This window comes from Nocardiopsis endophytica, from assembly GCF_027706725.1.
Classification (GTDB): domain Bacteria; phylum Actinomycetota; class Actinomycetes; order Streptosporangiales; family Streptosporangiaceae; genus Nocardiopsis_A; species Nocardiopsis_A endophytica.
Map to the genome: position 1 here is coordinate 1 of NZ_JAQFWQ010000140.1, position 16,407 is coordinate 16,407.

Consider the following 16,407-nt stretch of genomic DNA (forward strand, 5'->3'; position numbering starts at 1 on the left):
CCCGCAGACTGATTCCGCTCGCGGCGCCGGGGCGCGGACCCGCCCCCGGCACCGCTCCACCGCCCTGTTCGGCCCAATGACAGAGGTGAAGGAACATGTCGCGCAGAACCGCGGTCATCGGCGGCGGGATGGCAGGCACCGCTGCCGCGAAGAGGCTCGTCGCGGCCGGACACGAGGTGGTCGTCTTCGAGGCCGCCGACGGGCTCGGAGGGCGCGCCCGGTCCTGGCACCGCCCCGAGATCGAGCCGGACGTGGGCATCAACCTGATGTACGTGAGCTTCTACCCGCGGATGAGCGCGCTGATCCGCGAGTACGGGCTCGAAGGGGACCTGGTCAAGATCTCCAGCAACGTGCACATCTCCAAGCGGGGGCGCGTGGTCGGGCTCTCCTCCGACTCGCCGCTCGACCTGCTCAGGTACCCGCACGCGTCGTTCCGCGACCGGGTGGCGTTCCTGTTCGCCACCCTGCGCGAGGTCCGGCGGCGCGAGGAGCTGGACCTCTTCGACCCGCTCAAGACCGAGCACCTGGACGACGGCGCCACCGCGGCCGAGTACGGGGCGCGGATCACCTCCGCCGCCGGGTTCGACTACCTCCTGCGCCCGCAGATCGAGGGGTTCTGGAACTTCGCCAGCGAGGGCGTCTCGGCCGTGCACGCCCGGGCGCTGCTGGCCTGGCTGGGCGGCTCGGACTTCTTCGTGCTGCGCAACGGGATGGAGGTCCTCTCCGAGCGCAACGCCGAGGGCGCCAAGGTCCGCCTGGGCCACGAGGTGACCGGCCTGCGGGAGGCCGGCGGCGGGATCTCCGTCGGGTTCCGCGGCGGCGACGGGAACGAGGGGGCCGAGGAGTTCGACTCCGCCGTGGTGGCGACGCCGGCCCCGATCGCGGCGCGGATCACCGGGGGGCTGGACGAGGCCGTGGTTCCGGCCGCCGCCCGGGCCTTCCTGGAGACCCAGGAGTACGAACCCGCCCTGTCCATGTCCTACCTGGTCGATCCGGGCGCGCTGCCCAAGAGCGCGCACATCGTCGCCGGAGGGGCCGACGACCCGCCGCTGCGGAACATGATCACCTACGAGCGCACGCTGATCGGCGAGGACGGCGGCCGCTCGGAGAAGCTGCTGGTGTTCTGCTACCCGGGCCGGGCCAACACGCGCCGCCTGCTGGGGCAGGGCTCCGAGCGGCAGTTCGCCGAGGTCACCCCCCTGCTGAAGACGCTGTGGCCGGACTTCCCCGAGGACCCGCGGCCGTTCCAGGCCGCCGAGCGCCCCTACGGCTTCCCCATCCCCGCCCCGGGCCGCTACCGCGCCTCCGCCCGGGTGATCCGCGAGCAGCGCGGGCCGGTGGTCTTCTGCGGCGACTACTTCAACTCCCCGACCACCGAGGCCGCGCTGCTGTCCGGGTACCGCGCGGCCGACGCGCTGGCCGGGGGGCCCACCACCTGAGGAGCGGCGGCGGGGGCGGGGCCGTTATTCCGCGTCGTTGGCGAGCAGGGCGATCTGTACCCGATTGTTCAGATCGAGCTTGGTGAGGATCCGCGAAACGTGGGTCTTCACCGTGGGAAGGCTCATGTACAATCCCCCGGCGATCTCGGCGTTGGACGCGCCGCGGCCGATGGCCGCCGCCACCTCGCGTTCGCGGTCGCTGAGCAGCGCCAGCCGCTCGCGCGCCCGGTTGCGGCGGCGCAGCGCCTCGTCCCCGCCGCTGGCCACGTGCGCGATCAGGCGCCGGGCCACCGACGGGGACAGGACCGGCTCGCCCGCCCGCAGGCGGCGCAGCGCCCCGACGATCTCCTCCGGGCGGGTGTCCTTGAGCAGGAACCCCGCCGCGCCCGCGCGCAGGGCGCGCAGCACGTGCTCATCGGTGTCGAAGGTGGTCAGGATGATCACCTCCGGGGCGTCCGGCGCGGCGCGCAGCGCCTCGGTGGCCTCCAGGCCGTCGGTTCCGGGCATCCGGATGTCCATCAGGACGACGTCCGGGCGGAGCCGCCGCGCCAGCGCGCACGCGGCGTCGCCGTCCCCCGCCTCCCCGGCCACCTCGATGTCGGGGGCGCCGCCGAGCATCAGCGCCAGCCCCGAGCGGACCAGGGGATCGTCGTCGGCCAGCAGGACGCGGGTGCGCCCGCCGTCGGGGTCCGGACCGTCCTGTGGGGCGCTCGTCATGCCGCCCAGGGTAGCCACGCCCGCACCGCGAACCCGCCGTCGGCACGGGGGCCGTGCTCCAGGGTGCCCCCGGCCAGCGCCACCCGCTCGGACAGGCCGACCAGGCCCGCCCCCGCCCCGGACCCGGAGGAGGCGCCGCCGCCGGGACGGGACGGCCCGGAGACCACCTCCACTTCGAGCCCGTCGCCCGGCCCCCCGGCCACGCGGACCCCGACCCGCGCGCCCGGGGCGTGCTTGCGCGCGTTGGTCAGGCACTCCTGTACGACGCGGTAGGCGCTGCGCCCCACCGCGCCCGGTGCCTGCCCCGGGGCGGTGACGTCCTCGTCCAGCCCGACGTCCATCCCCGCGTCCCGCGACTCCCCGACCAGGGAGGCGATCCCGTCCAGCCCGGGCTGCGGGCGCTCCCCCGCCTCCTCGGCCCGGAGCATCCCGATCACCTCGCGCAGGTCCTCCAGCGCCCTGTGCGCGCTGTCCCGGATCACCCCGGCGGCACCGGCGACCTCCTCGGGCGGGGCGTCGCGGCGGTACTCCAGCGCCCCGGCGTGCACGCTCAGCAGGGACAGCCGGTGCCCCAGCACGTCGTGCATCTCGCGGGTGATGCGCTCGCGCTCGGACAGCCGCGCCCGGTCGGCGACCAGCTCCGCCTCCCGTTCGGCCAGCCGGACCCGCTCGGCCTGGGCCCGCGCCTCGCCCTCGGCGCGGACGGCGCGCTCGCGCAGCGACTCCACCAGGCTGCGGCGGGCGCGGGCGTACATCCCCCACCCCAGCACCGCGAACGACAGCACACCGCCGGCGGCCGCGGCGAAGACCAGGTTGAAGCCGAAGGGCAGGCCGGGCTCGGGCCGGACAAGACCGAAGACGACGGCCGCGGCCACCGCCGCCGCGCCGACCGCGACCGCGGTGCGGGTGGGGCGGCGCAGGGCCACTCCGTACAGGGCGACCAGCATCGCCCCTCCGGAGAGCTCGGAGAAGGTGCTCAGGGCGACCAGGAACAGGGCGGTGCCCACCGGCCACCGGCGCCGCACCCACACCGCGGCCGCGGCGGCCGCCCAGGCGGCCGTGTCGGCGGCCAGCAGCGGCTCGGGCACGTCCCGCGGTGCGCCGTCCACCTCGTGTACCAGCGCCATGGCCGGCGCCCAGGCCAGGACGAAGGCGAAGGCGAGGGCGTCCAGCGCCCACCGCCGCACCGACCGCGCCATCGCGCACCACCCCTCCGGCCGATCCCGGCACCGACCCTACCGTCGGACATTCCCCTCGCCGCAGCACCGAACGCACAATCCGTCCTCGCCGCCCGAGATCACCGATAACCGATCAACGACCCAAAAGAATTCACTCAGGCAAAGCGGATGAGGATGCCCTCGCCTCGGGGATGCGCGCCGAATACATAACGGGTCCGCAAGGACGAAATCCCGCACTCTCCCCGTCTTTACGGAAAACGATGGAGCATGTCCGCAACCGTGAACGTCCGGACTCCTCGCAGGACGGACCATGGACACCCTACTCGCCCCCCACTCACCCGCCGGGACCGAATCGCACCGTGCGTGCTCCAGGGCGCGGATTTCCCCGCCTGAAGCGAATAGGCACCGGCATGTCCCGAGAAAGGCGGGGGTAGGACGTCGGGCGACCGAGCGGGCCTTTCGACCCCCTTGTGACGGCGCGATCCCCGCGCGGCCCCCCTCCCCCCGATGGAGGCGTCCGCGCGGGCTCGGCGCCGCACGCTAAGTGTTCACACGACTGCAGAAATGGCGGTGCTCCGTGACCGAGCAGCTCGAATCCGGTACCGAAGCCCAGGACGGCGGCGCTCCCCGGCCCCAGCTCAGCCTCGGGACGGCCGCGGCGCGCAACCTGGCCACGACCACCAAGTCCCAGCCGCAGATGCAGGAGATCTCCTCCCGCTGGCTGCTGCGCCTGCTGCCCTGGGTGCGCTGCGCGGGCGGCGCCTACCGGGTGAACCGCCGACTCACCGCGACGATCGGCGACGGCCGGGTCACCTTCACCACCCGCGGGGCGGAGATCTCGGTGATCCCCCAGGAACTGCGCGAGCTGCCGCTGCTGCGCGGCTTCGACGACGACGCCCTGCTGGCCGAACTGGCCGGCCGCTTCGAACAGGCCGAGTACGAGCCCGGACAGCCCATCGTGACCGCCGGCGAGGCGGCCGACCGGGTCCACCTGGTGGCGCACGGCAAGGCCAACGAGATCGGCACCGGCGAGTTCGGCGACCCGGTGGTGCTGGAGACCCTGGTCGACGGCGACCACTTCGGCGACCTGTCGCTGGTCGGCGAGGCCGACCGGTGGGAGATCACCGTCAAGGCGGTCACCCCCACCACCGTGCTCTCCCTGGACCGGGCGGCCTTCCAGGAGGTCGCCGACCGCTCCGAGGACCTGCGCGCGCACGTGGAGGCGTTCCTGTCGGGCCTGGGCACCCCCGCCAACGAGCACGGCGAGGCGGCCATCGACATGTCCTCGGGCCACGTCGGCGAGCCCGACCTGCCCGGGACCTTCGTCGACTACGAGATGGAGCCGCGCGAGTACGAGCTGAGCGTGGCCCAGACGGTGCTGCGGGTGCACACCCGCGTCGCCGACCTCTACAACGAGCCGATGAGCCAGGTCGGCGAGCAGCTCCGGCTGACCATCGAGGCCCTGCGCGAGCGCCAGGAGGCCGAGATGGTCAACAACCGCGAGTTCGGGCTGCTGCACAACGCCGCCCTGGAGCAGCGCATCCCCACCCGCACCGGGCCGCCCACCCCCGACGACATGGACGACCTGCTCAGCCTGGTGTGGAAGGAGCCGGCGTTCTTCCTGGCCCACCCCAAGGCGATCGCCGCCTTCGGCCGGGAGTGCTCCGAGCGCGGCCTGTACCCGCAGACCGTCGACCACGGCGGCCACCAGATCCCGGCCTGGCGCGGGGTGCCGATCTTCCCCTGCAACAAGATCCCGATCAGCTCCACCCGAACCTCCTCGATCATGCTCATGCGCACCGGCGAGCAGGCCCAGGGCGTGATCGGGCTGAACCAGACCGGGCTGCCGGACGAGTACGAGCCCGGCCTGTCGGTGCGGTTCATGGGCATCGACGAGAAGGCGATCATCTCCTACCTGGTGAGCACCTACTACTCGGCGGCGGTCATGGTGCCCGACGCCCTGGGGATCCTGGAGCACGTCGAGCTCGGCCGGGAGGCCGGGTAGCACCGTGCACCCCTACCGGATCCCGCCGTTCTACGCGCTGTACCCCGCGCGGCTGAACCCCCATGTGGAGGCCGCGCGGGAGCACTCCAGAGCCTGGACCGAGGAGATGGGGATCTTCGACGACACCGGACCGGACGGCGCGCCCGTGTGGACCCGGGACAAGTACGAGGCCCACGACTTCCCGCTCCTGGCCGCCTACACCCACCCCGACTGCGACGAGCGGCTGATGAAGCTGGCCGCCGACTGGTACGTGTGGGTGTTCTACTTCGACGACCACTTCCTGGAGATGTTCAAGCGCACCCGGGACAAGGAGGCCGCCAAGGCCTACCTGATGGGCCTGCGGGCGTACATGCCGCTCGACCCCGGGGACGGGGTGCCCGAGGCGGGCGCCCCCGTCGAGCGGTCCCTGGCCGACCTGTGGCTGCGCACCGCCCCGGGGATGTCGCGCGCCTGGCGCGAGCGGTTCCTCGGCTTCACCCGCAACCTCACCGACGAGTCGCTGCGGGAACTGGTCTCCATCGCCAAGAACGAGGTCGCCAATCCGATCGACTACCTGCAGATGCGGCGCCGCGCCGGCGGCGCGGAGTGGACCGCCGGGCTGGTGGAGGCCCTGCTCCACGCCGAGCTGCCGGCCCGGGTGGCCCGCACCCGGCCGCTGCGGGTGATCACCGACGCCTTCGCCGACTCCGCCGGGATGCACAACGACGTGTACTCCTACCAGCGCGAGGTCGAGGAGGAGGGCGAGCTCGACAACGGCGTCCTGGTGATGGACACCTTCCTGGAGTGCGGGCCGCAGCGGGCCGCCGAGGTGATGCGGGACGTGGTCGGGTCGCGGATGCGCCTGATCGAGAACACCGCCGTCACCGAGCTGCCCCCGCTCTTCGCCGAGCACGCCCTCGACGACGCGGAGAAGGACCGCGTGCTGCGCTACGTCAAGGGGCTGCAGGAGTGGTTCTCCGGCACGGACGCCTGGCACCTGGAGTCGGGGCGCTACCCCGGCGCCGCGTCGGTGGCCGCCACCGACGGGCTCCCGGTGTCCAAGGGGACGGGCACCGCGGCGGTGCGGGCGGCGGCCACCGTCGCCCTGGGCTCCAGGGCGTTCGCGGCCGCGCACGGCCCGGTGCAGCGCACCCCGGCCGAGCCGGTCGACCCGCCGGACTTCGCGATGCCCTACCCGGCGCGCACCAGCCCCCACCTGGACCGGGTGCGGGCGCACGCCAAGGCGTGGGCCGGGGCCATGGGCATGCTGGCCCCGCCGGTGTGGGACGAGGCGGCCTTCGACGCCGCCGACTACGGGCTGTTCGCCGCCCTCACCCACCCCGAGGCCGGCGCGGAGGAGCTGGACCTGGTCGCCGACTGGCACGTGTGGGCGTTCTACCTCGACGACCTGTTCGTCCAGGAGTTCAAGCTCACCCGGGACCGCGCGGGCGCGCGCGCCTACCTGGAAGGGCTGGAGGCCTTCCTGCCGGAGGACCCCGCCGCGGCGCCCGCCCCGGCCGACCCGGCCCAGCGCGGCCTGGCCGACCTGTGGCGGCGCACCGCGCCGCTGCTGACACCGACGGCCCGGGGGTCCTTCCCGCGGGTGCTCGCCGACTTCACCGGGTCGTGGCTGTGGGAGCTGGCCAACGACGCCCAGCACCGGGTGCCCGACCCGATCGACTACATCGAGATGCGCAGGCGCACCGGCGGAACCCTGTTCTCGCTGGAGCTGGCCCGGCTGGCGGACGGGGACGGCCCCGGCGGGCCGCTGCCCGAGGACTTCCTGGCCGACGACGCGGTGCGGTCGCTGAACGAGTCCTGGGCCGACGTGGGGCCGCTGCGCAACGACATCCTGTCCTACCGCAAGGAGATGGAGGAGGAGGCCGACGTCAACAACGGCGTCCTGGTCGCCCAGCGGTTCTTCGGGACCTCCGCCCAGGAGGCCGCGCGGATCCTCTCGGCGGCGGCCGACGCCCGGCTGGAGGAGTTCGAGCGGGCCGCCCGCGAGGACGTCCCGGCGCTGTGCGCGGAGATGGGGCTGGGACGCGAGGCGACGGCGCGGGTAGAGCGGTACATGAACGCTCTGCGCCTGTGGCTCGCCGGGGACCACGCGTGGTCCGCCTCGACGGGGCGCTACCGGGCCCCCGGCTCCCCGGGGGCGACCGGCCCCGTGCTCCGCCGCCTCCTCGGCGGCCCCCGCGGCCCGGGGACCGCCGCCGCCCGCGTCCCCCGACCCGTCCCCGGTCCCGATCACACCCTCACCCGACCGCGACTCGATGAACGGTGCGCACCATGACCCAGACGCACGACGGTCCCGGCGCGGCGGCGGACGGGGTCCCCCCGCCTCCGCAGAGCCTGGCCACCGGGGCCGCACGCAAACTCGCCACGACCACCAAGACGCCCCCGGCCACCCAGGAGACCACGCCCCGCTGGCTCTCCCGGATGCTGCCCTGGACCGACGTCCCCGGCGGCGCCTACCGGGTGAACCGCCGCCTCACCCACTCCCTCGGCGACGGCCGCGTCCCGATCGTCCGCGTCGGGACCGAGCACCGGCCCCTGCCCGCGGGGCTGCGCGAACTGGCCCTGCTCAGGGGGGCCGACGAGGGCAGCGCGGACGGGATGGAGGCGCTGACCGCGGTCGCCGACGCCTTCACCCAGGTGCGCTACCGGCCCGGCGAGACCATCGCCGAGGCCGGGGCCCCCGCCGACCGTGTGCTGCTCATCGCGCACGGCAAGGTGCGGCGCACCCGCACCGGCGAGTTCGGCGACCCGGCCCACGTCGGGCTGATGTCGTCCGGCGAGGTCGCCGGGGGCTCGGCGCTCGACCCGCCGGAGGCCGGTGCCGAGCCGTGGGCGGAGACGCTGACCGCCGCCACCGGCTGCACGGTGCTGGCGCTGGCGGCGGGCGACTTCGCCGCGCTGCGCGACCGCGTCCCGGCGCTCGACGCCCTGGTGCACCGGGCCCGGAACGGGCCCCGCCCGGCGACCAACAAACTCGGCGAGGCGGCCGTCGCCATGGCGGCCGGGCACACCGGGGAGCCGGCCATCCCCGGGACGTTCGTCGACTACGACCCCTCGCCGCGCGAGTACGAGCTGGGCATCGCCCAGACCGTGCTGCGGGTGCACACCAGGGTGGCCGAGCTGTACAGCCAGCCCATGGACCAGCAGGGCGAGCAGCTGCGCGTGACGGTGGACTCGCTGATGGAGCGGCGCGAGTTCGACCTGCTCAACGACCGGGGCTTCGGGCTGCTGCACAACGCCGACCCGCGCCAGCGGGTGTCCACCCGCTCCGGGCCGCCCGGCCCGGACGACCTGGACGAGCTGCTCAGCAGGCGCCGCAAGTCGCAGTTCTTCCTGGCGCACCCCAAGGCGATCGCCGCGTTCGGGCGCGAGTGCTCCCGGCGCGGAGTGATGCCGGGGACCGCTCGGGTGGAGGGGCAGGCGGTGATGACGTGGCGCGGGGTGCCGCTGCTGCCCAGCGACAAGATCCCGGTCAGCCGCGCCGGGACCACATCGGTCCTGGTGATGCGCACCGGAGAGCAGGACGAGGGGGTGATCGGACTGCACCGCACCGGGCTGCCCGATGAGCACGTGCCCGGCGTGTCGGTGCGCGCCATGGACATCGGCGACCAGGCGATCCGGCGGTTCCTGGTGACCGCGTACCACTCGGTGGCGGTGCTGGTCCCCGACGCCCTGGGCGTGCTGGAGAACGTCGAGCTGGGCAGGTGAGACGGCCGGGCCGGGGCCGTCCGGACTCCTGCGGCCCCGGTCCGGCCCCGCCCCGTGTCCCGACCGCACCGACCCGATTGGGAGGTCCCATGTCCCCCACAGAATCCGCGACCGAGCCGACCTCACCCGCCCCGCCCGCCGCCGGGGGCCCACCGCCGCGCAGCGCCGCCGGTGTCCTGTCCGACTCCCGCGACCTGGTCGTCCCGGCGCTGCGCGAGGCCGTGGAGGGCCTGCCCCCGGCGATGCGCCGCATCGCCGGCTACCACTTCGGCTGGTGCGACGGCGACGGAGCGCCGGTGGCCGAGGGCGGGGGCAAGGCGCTGCGGCCGGCGCTGGTGCTGCTGGCGGCCGAGGCCGTCGGCGGCGACCCCCGCCGGGCGCTGCCGGCCGCGGCCGCCGTGGAGCTGGTGCACAACTTCTCCCTTCTGCACGACGACGTGATGGACGGCGACACCACCCGCCGCCACCGGCCCACCGCCTGGACGGTGTTCGGCGCGGGCCCGGCGGTGCTGGCCGGGGACGCGCTGCTCACCCTGGCGTTCGAGGAGGTGTCCCGGGGCGGGTCCCAGGTGGGGGCGCACCGCGCCGCCGAGGCCGGGCGGGTGCTCGCCTCCTCCGTGCAGGACCTGATCGGCGGCCAGTCGGCCGACCTCTCCTTCGAGCGGCGCGGGGACGTGGACCTGGTCGAGTGCCTGGCCATGGCCCGCGGCAAGACCGGGGCGCTGATGGCCTGCTGCACCGCGCTGGGCGCCCTGTGGGCGGGCGCGGGCCCGGCCCGGGTCGGGGCCATGCGCGACTTCGGCGCGGACCTGGGGCTGTCCTTCCAGATCGCCGACGACCTGCTGGGGATCTGGGGCGACCCGGAGGTGACCGGCAAGCCGGTCCACTCCGACCTGCGCAGCCGGAAGAAGACGCTGCCGGTGGTGGCGGCGGTGGCGTCGGGGACCGCGGCCGGGGACGAGCTGCACGCGCTGATGGCCGGGCACGAGCGGCTCTCCGACGCCGAGGCCGAGCGCGCGGCGGGCCTGGTGGAGGAGGCGGGCGGCCGGTCGTGGGCGGTCGATAGGGCCGACGCCCTGCTGGAGAACGCGTTGGAGGCCCTGCGCACGGCGGTGCCCCACGGCCGCCACCGCGAGGAGCTGGCGTCGCTGGCCCGCCTGGCCGCCCACCGCGACGGCTAGCACCCCCCGGGGCCGGTCCCCCGGCGGCGCCGCGCTCCGTCGACCCCGACACGACGACCCCAGGAGGATTCCATGACCGTTCCCGGAGGTGCGACGGCGGCGCTGGTCGCCGACGTCCTCGTCCCCGACGACGGGCCTCCCGTCCCCTGTCCCGCCGCCGACCTGCTCGACGGCTCCCTCACCCGCGCCGGGGTCCCGGTCCGGCGCGGTCCGGTCACCCTGCCCGGCCCCGGCGCCGCGGGGGCGGGCGCCGTCCTCGCCGCCGTGCTGGACGGCGGCGGGGCCTCCGCCGGCCTCGGGATCGAGGTCGAGGACGCGTCCGGCGGCGGGGCCGCGCGGACCGAGGAGGCCGCCCGTGCGGTGTTCTCCGCCTGGCGGGAGGTGGCCGGGGTCCCCCGCCAGGTGCTCCTGGCCGCGCCGCGCTCGTTCTGCGCGGGGGTGGAGCGGGCCATCGAGATCGTCGAGCGCGCGCTGGAGCAGCGCGGCTCCCCCGTCTATGTGCGCAAGCAGATCGTGCACAACACGCGCGTCGTCGCCGACCTGCGGGAGCGCGGCGCGGTCTTCGTCGACGAGCTGGACGCCGTCCCGGAGGGGGAGACGGTCGTCTTCTCGGCGCACGGGGTGTCGCCCGCCGTCCGCGAGGAGGCCGGGCGCCGCGGGCTCGACGTCATCGACGCCACCTGCCCCCTGGTCACCAAGGTGCACAACGAGGCGCGCCGGTTCGCGTCCCGCGGGGACACGGTGGTGCTCATCGGGCACGGCGGCCACGAGGAGGTGGAGGGCACCCTGGGCGAGGCGCCCTCCCGCACCGTCCTGGTGCAGACCCCGGAGGAGGCGGCCCGGCTGGAGGTGCCCGACCCCGGCCGGGTCTCCTACCTCACCCAGACCACGCTCGCCGTGGACGAGACCGCCGAGATCGTGGACGTGCTGCGCGCCCGCTTCCCCGAGCTGCGTGGGCCCGCCTCCGACGACATCTGCTACGCCACCACCAACCGGCAGGACGCCCTGGCCGCCATCGCCGCCGAGTCCGACGCGGTGCTGGTCGTCGGGTCGGACAACTCCTCCAACTCGGTGCGGCTGGTGGAGCTGGCCGAGCGGAACGGGACCCCGGCGCACCTGATCGACGGCCCCGGCGACATCCGCCCCGAGTGGCTGGCCGGCGCCCGCTCGGTGGGGCTGACGGCCGGGGCCTCCGCGCCGCCCGCCCTGGTGGACGCGGTGGTCGCGGCGCTGCGCGGCCTGGGGCCGCTCACGGTCACCGAGTACGAGACGGCGCGCGAGACCGTGCACTTCACCCTGCCCACCCCGGTGAGGCGCCGATGACGCGGGCGAACGGGACCTCCCCGCGGACGCCGCTGCTGGACCGCGTCGACTCCCCCGCCGACCTGCGCGCCCTGCCCGACGGGCTGCTGCCGGACCTGGCCGCGCAGATCCGGGCCTTCCTCATCGACCGGGTCTGCCGGACCGGCGGCCACCTGGGGCCCAACCTCGGGGTGGTGGAGCTGACGCTGGCCCTGCACCGGGTGTTCGACGTCCGCGAGGGCGGGGATGTGCTGCTCTTCGACACCGGCCACCAGTCCTATGTGCACAAGCTGCTCACCGGGCGCCGGGAGGGGTTCGACGGGCTGCGCTCGGAGGGCGGGCTGTCCGGCTACCCCAGCCGCGCCGAGTCGGGGACCGACGTCATCGAGAACTCGCACGCCTCGACCGCGCTGTCCTACGCCGACGGGCTGGCCAAGGCGCTGGCGCTGCGCGGCGAACGGCGCCGCCGGGTGGTGGCGCTGGTCGGCGACGGGGCGCTCACCGGCGGGATGAGCCTGGAGGCGCTGAACAACCTGGGCGCCGCCCCCGACCGGCCGGTCGTGGTGGTGCTCAACGACAACGGGCGGTCCTACTCCCCCACCGCCGGGGGGCTGGCCGCGCACCTGGCCCGGCTGCGCGGCGCGGACCCCCCTGCCACCTCGGACACCGCCACCTCGGACACCGGCACCGGACACGGCGGCGTGTTCACCGCCCTGGGCCTCGCCTACCTCGGGCCGGTCGACGGGCACGACACCCGGGCGGTGGAGGAGGCGCTGCGCGAGGCCGCCGCCCTGGGGCGGCCAGCGGTGGTGCACTGCGTCACCGGCAAGGGGCGCGGGTACCCGCCCGCCGAGCGGGACCGGGCCGACCACCTGCACACCGTGGGCGTGGTCGACCCGCGCACCGGCCGCGCGCGGTCCCCGTCGGGGCCGTCCTGGACGTCGGTGTTCGGCGAGGAGATCGCGGCGATCGGCGCCGAGCGCCCCGACGTGGTGTGCGTGACCGCGGCCATGCCCGGGCCGACCGGGCTGGAGGCGTTCGCGCGCCGCTTCCCCGGCCGGGTCTTCGACGTGGGCATCGCCGAGCAGCACGCGGTGACGTCGGCGGCCGGGCTGGCGCTGGGCGGGGCCCGGCCGGTGGTGGCGGTCTACTCCACCTTCCTCGGCCGCGCCTTCGACCAGGTGCTGATGGACGCGGCCCTGCACCGGCTGCCGGTGGTGCTGGTGCTGGACCGGGCGGGCGTGACCGGCCCGGACGGGCCCAGCCACCACGGCATGTGGGACGCGGCGCTGCTCCCGGTGGTGCCGGGGCTGCGGCTGGCCGCGCCGCGGGACTGCGCGGCGCTGCGGGAGCTGCTGCGCGAGGCGGTCGCCGAGGACGGCGGCCCGACCGCGCTGCGCTACCCCAAGGCCTCGGCCGGGCCGGACGTGCCCGCGCAGGCCCGCATCGGCCACTGCGACCTGCTGCGCGAGGACCCCGCCGCCGACGTGCTGCTGCTGGGGGTGGGGCCGATGGCGGGGGCCTGCCTGGAGGCGTCCCGGATGCTGGCCGCGCGCGGGGTGCGCACCAGCGCCGCCGACCCGCGGTGGATCGCTCCGCTGGACAACGCCCTGGTGGAGCTGGCCGCCGCGCACCCCCTGGTGCTGACCGCCGAGGACGCCACCGCCGCCAACTCGCTGGGCGCCCGGCTCGGCCAGGAGCTGGCCCGGCGCGGGTCGCCCACCCGCACGGTGACCCTGGCGCTGCCGCCGCGGTTCCTGCCGCACGGGCCGCGCGCGGGGATCCTCGACGAGCACGGCCTCGACCCGGCGGGGATCGCCGCCGCCGTCCTCGACCACCTTCCACACGGCGGGTCCCGGCCCGGGGCCCCCGGGCACCCGGGGCACTCGGGGGTCCGCCGGGAGAGGAGCACGCGATGACCGCGACCGAACTGGGCTTCCCGCGGATGCCCTCCGACCCCGAACCGTGGACGGGGCCGCGCGCGCCCGACCGCCGCCCCACCCGCCGCCTCGACGTGGGCGGGGTGCCGGTGGGCGGTGGCGCGCCGGTGTCGGTGCAGTCCATGACGACCACCGTCACCGCCGATGTCGACGCCACGCTGCAGCAGATCGCGGAGCTCACCGCGGCCGGCTGCCAGATCGTGCGGGTGGCGGTGCCCAGCGCCGACGACGCCGAGGCGCTGCCGGTGATCGCCGCGCGGTCGCAGATCCCGGTGGTCGCCGACATCCACTTCCAGCCCAAGTACGTCTTCGCCGCGATCGAGGCCGGGTGCGCGGCGGTGCGGGTGAACCCGGGCAACATCAAGAGGTTCGACGACAAGGTGGGCGAGATCGCGCGGGCCGCAGCCGACGCGCAGGTGCCCATCCGCATCGGGGTCAACGCCGGGTCGCTGGACAAGCGGCTGCTGGCCAAGCACGGCGGCGCGACGCCGGAGGCGCTGGTGGAGTCGGCGCTGTGGGAGTGCTCGCTGTTCGAGGAGCACGGGTTCGGCGACATCAAGATCTCGGTGAAGCACCACGACCCGGCGGTGATGGTGCCCGCCTACGCGCTGCTGTCGGAGCGCTGCGACTACCCGCTGCACCTGGGGGTGACCGAGGCCGGGCCGCCGCCGCAGGGTACCGTGAAGTCGGCGGCGGCGTTCGGGGCGCTGCTCAGCCGGGGGATCGGCGACACGATCCGGGTGTCGCTGTCGGCGCCGCCGGTGGAGGAGGTCAAGGTCGGCATCCAGATCCTGGAGGCGTTCGCCCTCCGGGAACGGGGCCTGGAGATCGTCTCGTGTCCGTCGTGCGGGCGGGCGCAGGTGGACGTGCACACGCTGGCCCAGGAGGTGGCCGCCGCGTTCGAGGGGTTCCCGGCGGCGCTGCGGGTGGCGGTGATGGGGTGCGTGGTGAACGGGCCCGGCGAGGCGCGGGAGGCCGACATCGGCGTGTCCTGCGGCAACGGCAAGGGGCAGATCTTCGTCAAGGGCGAGGTGGTGGCGACCGTGCCGGAGTCGAGGATCGTGGAGGCCCTGATCGAGAAGGCGATGGAGATCGCGGAGGTGCCCGAGGACGAGTGACCCCGCGCCCCGGTCGGAGGAGGAGGCCGCCCGGGGCCCAGAGGCCAGGGGCCGTGGCGGGTGCCGAGGGGCGCCCGCCACGGCCTTGTTCCGCTCACCGGCGCGGCATGTCGCACCGTCCCCCCTTCCGGGGTAGCCAGGGGACCGGAGAGTGGACCAGGGCGCGGCGGGCGCCCGGACCGGAGGAGGCGCCGTGGAGGAACGGTTCGACACCGTCGTCATCGGGATGGGGCCGGGCGGGGAGACGGTCGCGTCCCGCCTGGCGGCCGCGGGCCGGCGGGTCGCGGTCGTGGAGCGGGAGCTGATCGGCGGCGAGTGCGGGTACTACGCGTGCATCCCGTCCAAGACGCTGCTGCGCCCGCCCGAGGTGCGGTCCGAGGCGGCGGGGGCTGCCGGGATCGCGGATCCGGGGCTGGACTGGCCGGGCATCCGGAACTACCGCGACACCATGGTGCGGCACTTCGACGACTCCCGCCAGGTGGCGGGCTACGAGGAGCAGGGCGTCACGGTGGTCAAGAGGGCCGCCCGTGTGACCGGCCGCGACCCGTGGCGGGTGGAGGCGGCGGGGCGCACCCTGGTCGCGCCCGACGTCGTGGTGGCGACGGGGTCGTCGCCCGCGCTGCCGCCGCTCCCCGGCCTGGCCGCGGTGGAGACGTGGACCAACCGGGAGGTGACCGCGCTGGAGCGCATCCCGGAGTCCGTGGCCGTGATCGGCGGGGGCGCCGTGGCCGTGGAGATGGGGCAGTTCCTCGCGCGCATGGGGGCCGGCGTCGAGCTGCTGGAACGCGGAGAGCACCTGCTGGGCCGGGAGGAGCCCGAGGTCGGCGAGGAGGTCGCCGCGGCCCTGGACCGCGACGGGGCACGGGTGCGCACGGGGACCAAGGTGGTCAAGGCCTTCCGCGGCGACCGCGGGCTCAGCGCGTTGGAGCTGGACGACGGCTCCGGCGTGGAGGCCGAGGTGGTGCTCGCGGCCACCGGCCGCACCCCGAACACGGCGGACCTGGGCCTGGAGGAGCAGGGGGTCGGCGTCGGCCGCAGAGGGCTGGAGGTGGACGACCGCTGCCGGGCCGCGGAGGGCCTGTGGGCGGTCGGCGACGTCACGGGGGTGGCGGCGCTGACGCACGTCGCCAAGTACCAGGGGCGCGTGGTCGCCGACAACCTCCTGGGGCGGGACCGGACGGCCGACTACACGGCGGTGCCCCGGGTGCTGTTCACCGACCCGGAGACGGCGGCGGTGGGACTGACCAGGCGGCAGGCGGCCGAGCGGGGGATCACGACCGCTTCGGCGGAGGTGGACCTGCCGACGGAACTGGCACGCCCGTGGACCTACTCGACCGACCCGCGGGGCCGGTTGGGCGTGCTGGCCGACACCGAGCGAAGGGTGCTGATCGGGGCATGGGCGGTGGCCCCGATGGCGGGCGAGTGGATCCACACAGCGGCCCTGGCGGTACGCGCGGAGATCCCGTTGGCCGTCCTGGCCGACGGGATCCCCCAGTTCCCCACCTTCAACGAGGCCTACGTGAACGCCGTGGAGAAGCTAGAGGTATGACGACCAGCGACGGCTGAGCCGTTCCCCGATCAAGGGCCCCGGCCGGGCGGTAGGCCCCTCGCGGTCCAGGTCGGCAGGCGGCCCAGCAGGTACCCCACTCCCGGCCCCCGGCCGGGCGGCGGGCCACCGGAGCACAAGGTCGCAAGGGCGGCGACGACGAAGGTCAGCGGCCCTCGCGGTAGCGCTGTCGGGCACGGCGCGTGTGCGTGGCCACCGTAAAGGGCGGCGACGGCGGAACCCTGGTGGTTCCCCGGCCATGCCTGCCGTCCG

11 protein-coding genes are annotated in these 16,407 nt (G+C 75.4%); 9 read left to right on the plus strand and 2 right to left on the minus strand.

The window, feature by feature from the left end; translation table 11 throughout:
* Nucleotides 1–95: 95 nt before the first annotated feature.
* Nucleotides 96–1,439, plus strand: coding sequence for an FAD-dependent oxidoreductase (locus tag O4J56_RS29075; protein ID WP_270690234.1), 1,344 nt, complete (start codon nucleotides 96–98; stop codon nucleotides 1,437–1,439).
* 24 nt (nucleotides 1,440–1,463) lie between these two features.
* Here the strand turns inward: O4J56_RS29075 and O4J56_RS29080 are convergent, their stop codons facing one another.
* The gene (locus O4J56_RS29080; RefSeq protein ID WP_270690236.1) at nucleotides 1,464–2,156 is read right to left on the minus strand and encodes a response regulator transcription factor; all 693 of its coding nucleotides are present in this window, start codon (nucleotides 2,154–2,156) and stop codon (nucleotides 1,464–1,466) included.
* A complete protein-coding gene (locus O4J56_RS29085) occupies nucleotides 2,153–3,355 on the minus strand; it encodes a sensor histidine kinase (RefSeq protein WP_270690237.1) in 1,203 nt (400 codons plus the stop codon). Before O4J56_RS29085 ends, O4J56_RS29080 begins: the two co-directional genes overlap by 4 nt.
* A 556-nt stretch (nucleotides 3,356–3,911) precedes the next feature.
* Between O4J56_RS29085 and O4J56_RS29090 the strand changes: the two genes are divergently transcribed.
* From O4J56_RS29090 to O4J56_RS29125, 8 genes are all read left to right on the plus strand, one after another.
* Nucleotides 3,912–5,339, plus strand: a complete 1,428-nt coding sequence (locus O4J56_RS29090; RefSeq protein WP_270690238.1) for a family 2B encapsulin nanocompartment shell protein — start codon at nucleotides 3,912–3,914, stop codon at nucleotides 5,337–5,339.
* Nucleotides 5,340–5,343: 4 nt separating this feature from the next.
* Entirely contained in the window at nucleotides 5,344–7,614 is a 2,271-nt protein-coding gene (locus O4J56_RS29095; protein ID WP_270690239.1) for a terpene synthase family protein, read from the plus strand.
* On the plus strand, nucleotides 7,611–9,047 hold the full coding sequence (locus O4J56_RS29100) for a family 2B encapsulin nanocompartment shell protein (protein ID WP_270690241.1): 1,437 nt from the start codon (nucleotides 7,611–7,613) through the stop codon (nucleotides 9,045–9,047). Before O4J56_RS29095 ends, O4J56_RS29100 begins: the two co-directional genes overlap by 4 nt.
* 89 nt (nucleotides 9,048–9,136) lie before the next feature.
* Nucleotides 9,137–10,228 (plus strand): family 2 encapsulin nanocompartment cargo protein polyprenyl transferase, encoded by a 1,092-nt coding sequence (locus O4J56_RS29105; protein ID WP_270690242.1) that lies wholly within the window; start codon nucleotides 9,137–9,139, stop codon nucleotides 10,226–10,228.
* A 402-nt stretch (nucleotides 10,229–10,630) separates the two neighbouring features.
* Nucleotides 10,631–11,551 carry a 4-hydroxy-3-methylbut-2-enyl diphosphate reductase gene (ispH, locus tag O4J56_RS29110; RefSeq protein WP_456299801.1) on the plus strand — a complete coding sequence of 307 codons (921 nt, stop codon included), beginning with the start codon at nucleotides 10,631–10,633 and terminating at the stop codon, nucleotides 11,549–11,551.
* Nucleotides 11,548–13,449 carry a 1-deoxy-D-xylulose-5-phosphate synthase gene (locus O4J56_RS29115; protein ID WP_270690246.1) on the plus strand — a complete coding sequence of 634 codons (1,902 nt, stop codon included), beginning with the start codon at nucleotides 11,548–11,550 and terminating at the stop codon, nucleotides 13,447–13,449. Before ispH ends, O4J56_RS29115 begins: the two co-directional genes overlap by 4 nt.
* Complete coding sequence (gene ispG, locus O4J56_RS29120) at nucleotides 13,446–14,588, plus strand: flavodoxin-dependent (E)-4-hydroxy-3-methylbut-2-enyl-diphosphate synthase (RefSeq protein WP_408639189.1); 1,143 nt, start codon at nucleotides 13,446–13,448, stop codon at nucleotides 14,586–14,588. Before O4J56_RS29115 ends, ispG begins: the two co-directional genes overlap by 4 nt.
* 193 nt (nucleotides 14,589–14,781) lie before the next feature.
* Entirely contained in the window at nucleotides 14,782–16,137 is a 1,356-nt protein-coding gene (locus O4J56_RS29125; RefSeq protein ID WP_270690247.1) for a dihydrolipoyl dehydrogenase family protein, read from the plus strand.
* The last annotated feature ends 270 nt before the right edge of the window (nucleotides 16,138–16,407 follow it).

Excerpts from the sequence above, each read along its gene's own strand:
- O4J56_RS29080 (WP_270690236.1), bottom strand. The coding sequence starts at position 2,156 with ATGACGAGCGCCCCACAGGACGGTCCGGACCCCGACGGCGGGCGCACC.
- O4J56_RS29075 (WP_270690234.1), top strand. The coding sequence starts at position 96 with ATGTCGCGCAGAACCGCGGTCATCGGCGGCGGGATGGCAGGCACCGCT.
- O4J56_RS29085 (WP_270690237.1), bottom strand. The coding sequence starts at position 3,355 with ATGGCGCGGTCGGTGCGGCGGTGGGCGCTGGACGCCCTCGCCTTCGCC.
- O4J56_RS29105 (WP_270690242.1), top strand. The coding sequence starts at position 9,137 with ATGTCCCCCACAGAATCCGCGACCGAGCCGACCTCACCCGCCCCGCCC.
- O4J56_RS29115 (WP_270690246.1), top strand. The coding sequence starts at position 11,548 with ATGACGCGGGCGAACGGGACCTCCCCGCGGACGCCGCTGCTGGACCGC.
- ispG (WP_408639189.1), top strand. The coding sequence starts at position 13,446 with ATGACCGCGACCGAACTGGGCTTCCCGCGGATGCCCTCCGACCCCGAA.
- O4J56_RS29100 (WP_270690241.1), top strand. The coding sequence starts at position 7,611 with ATGACCCAGACGCACGACGGTCCCGGCGCGGCGGCGGACGGGGTCCCC.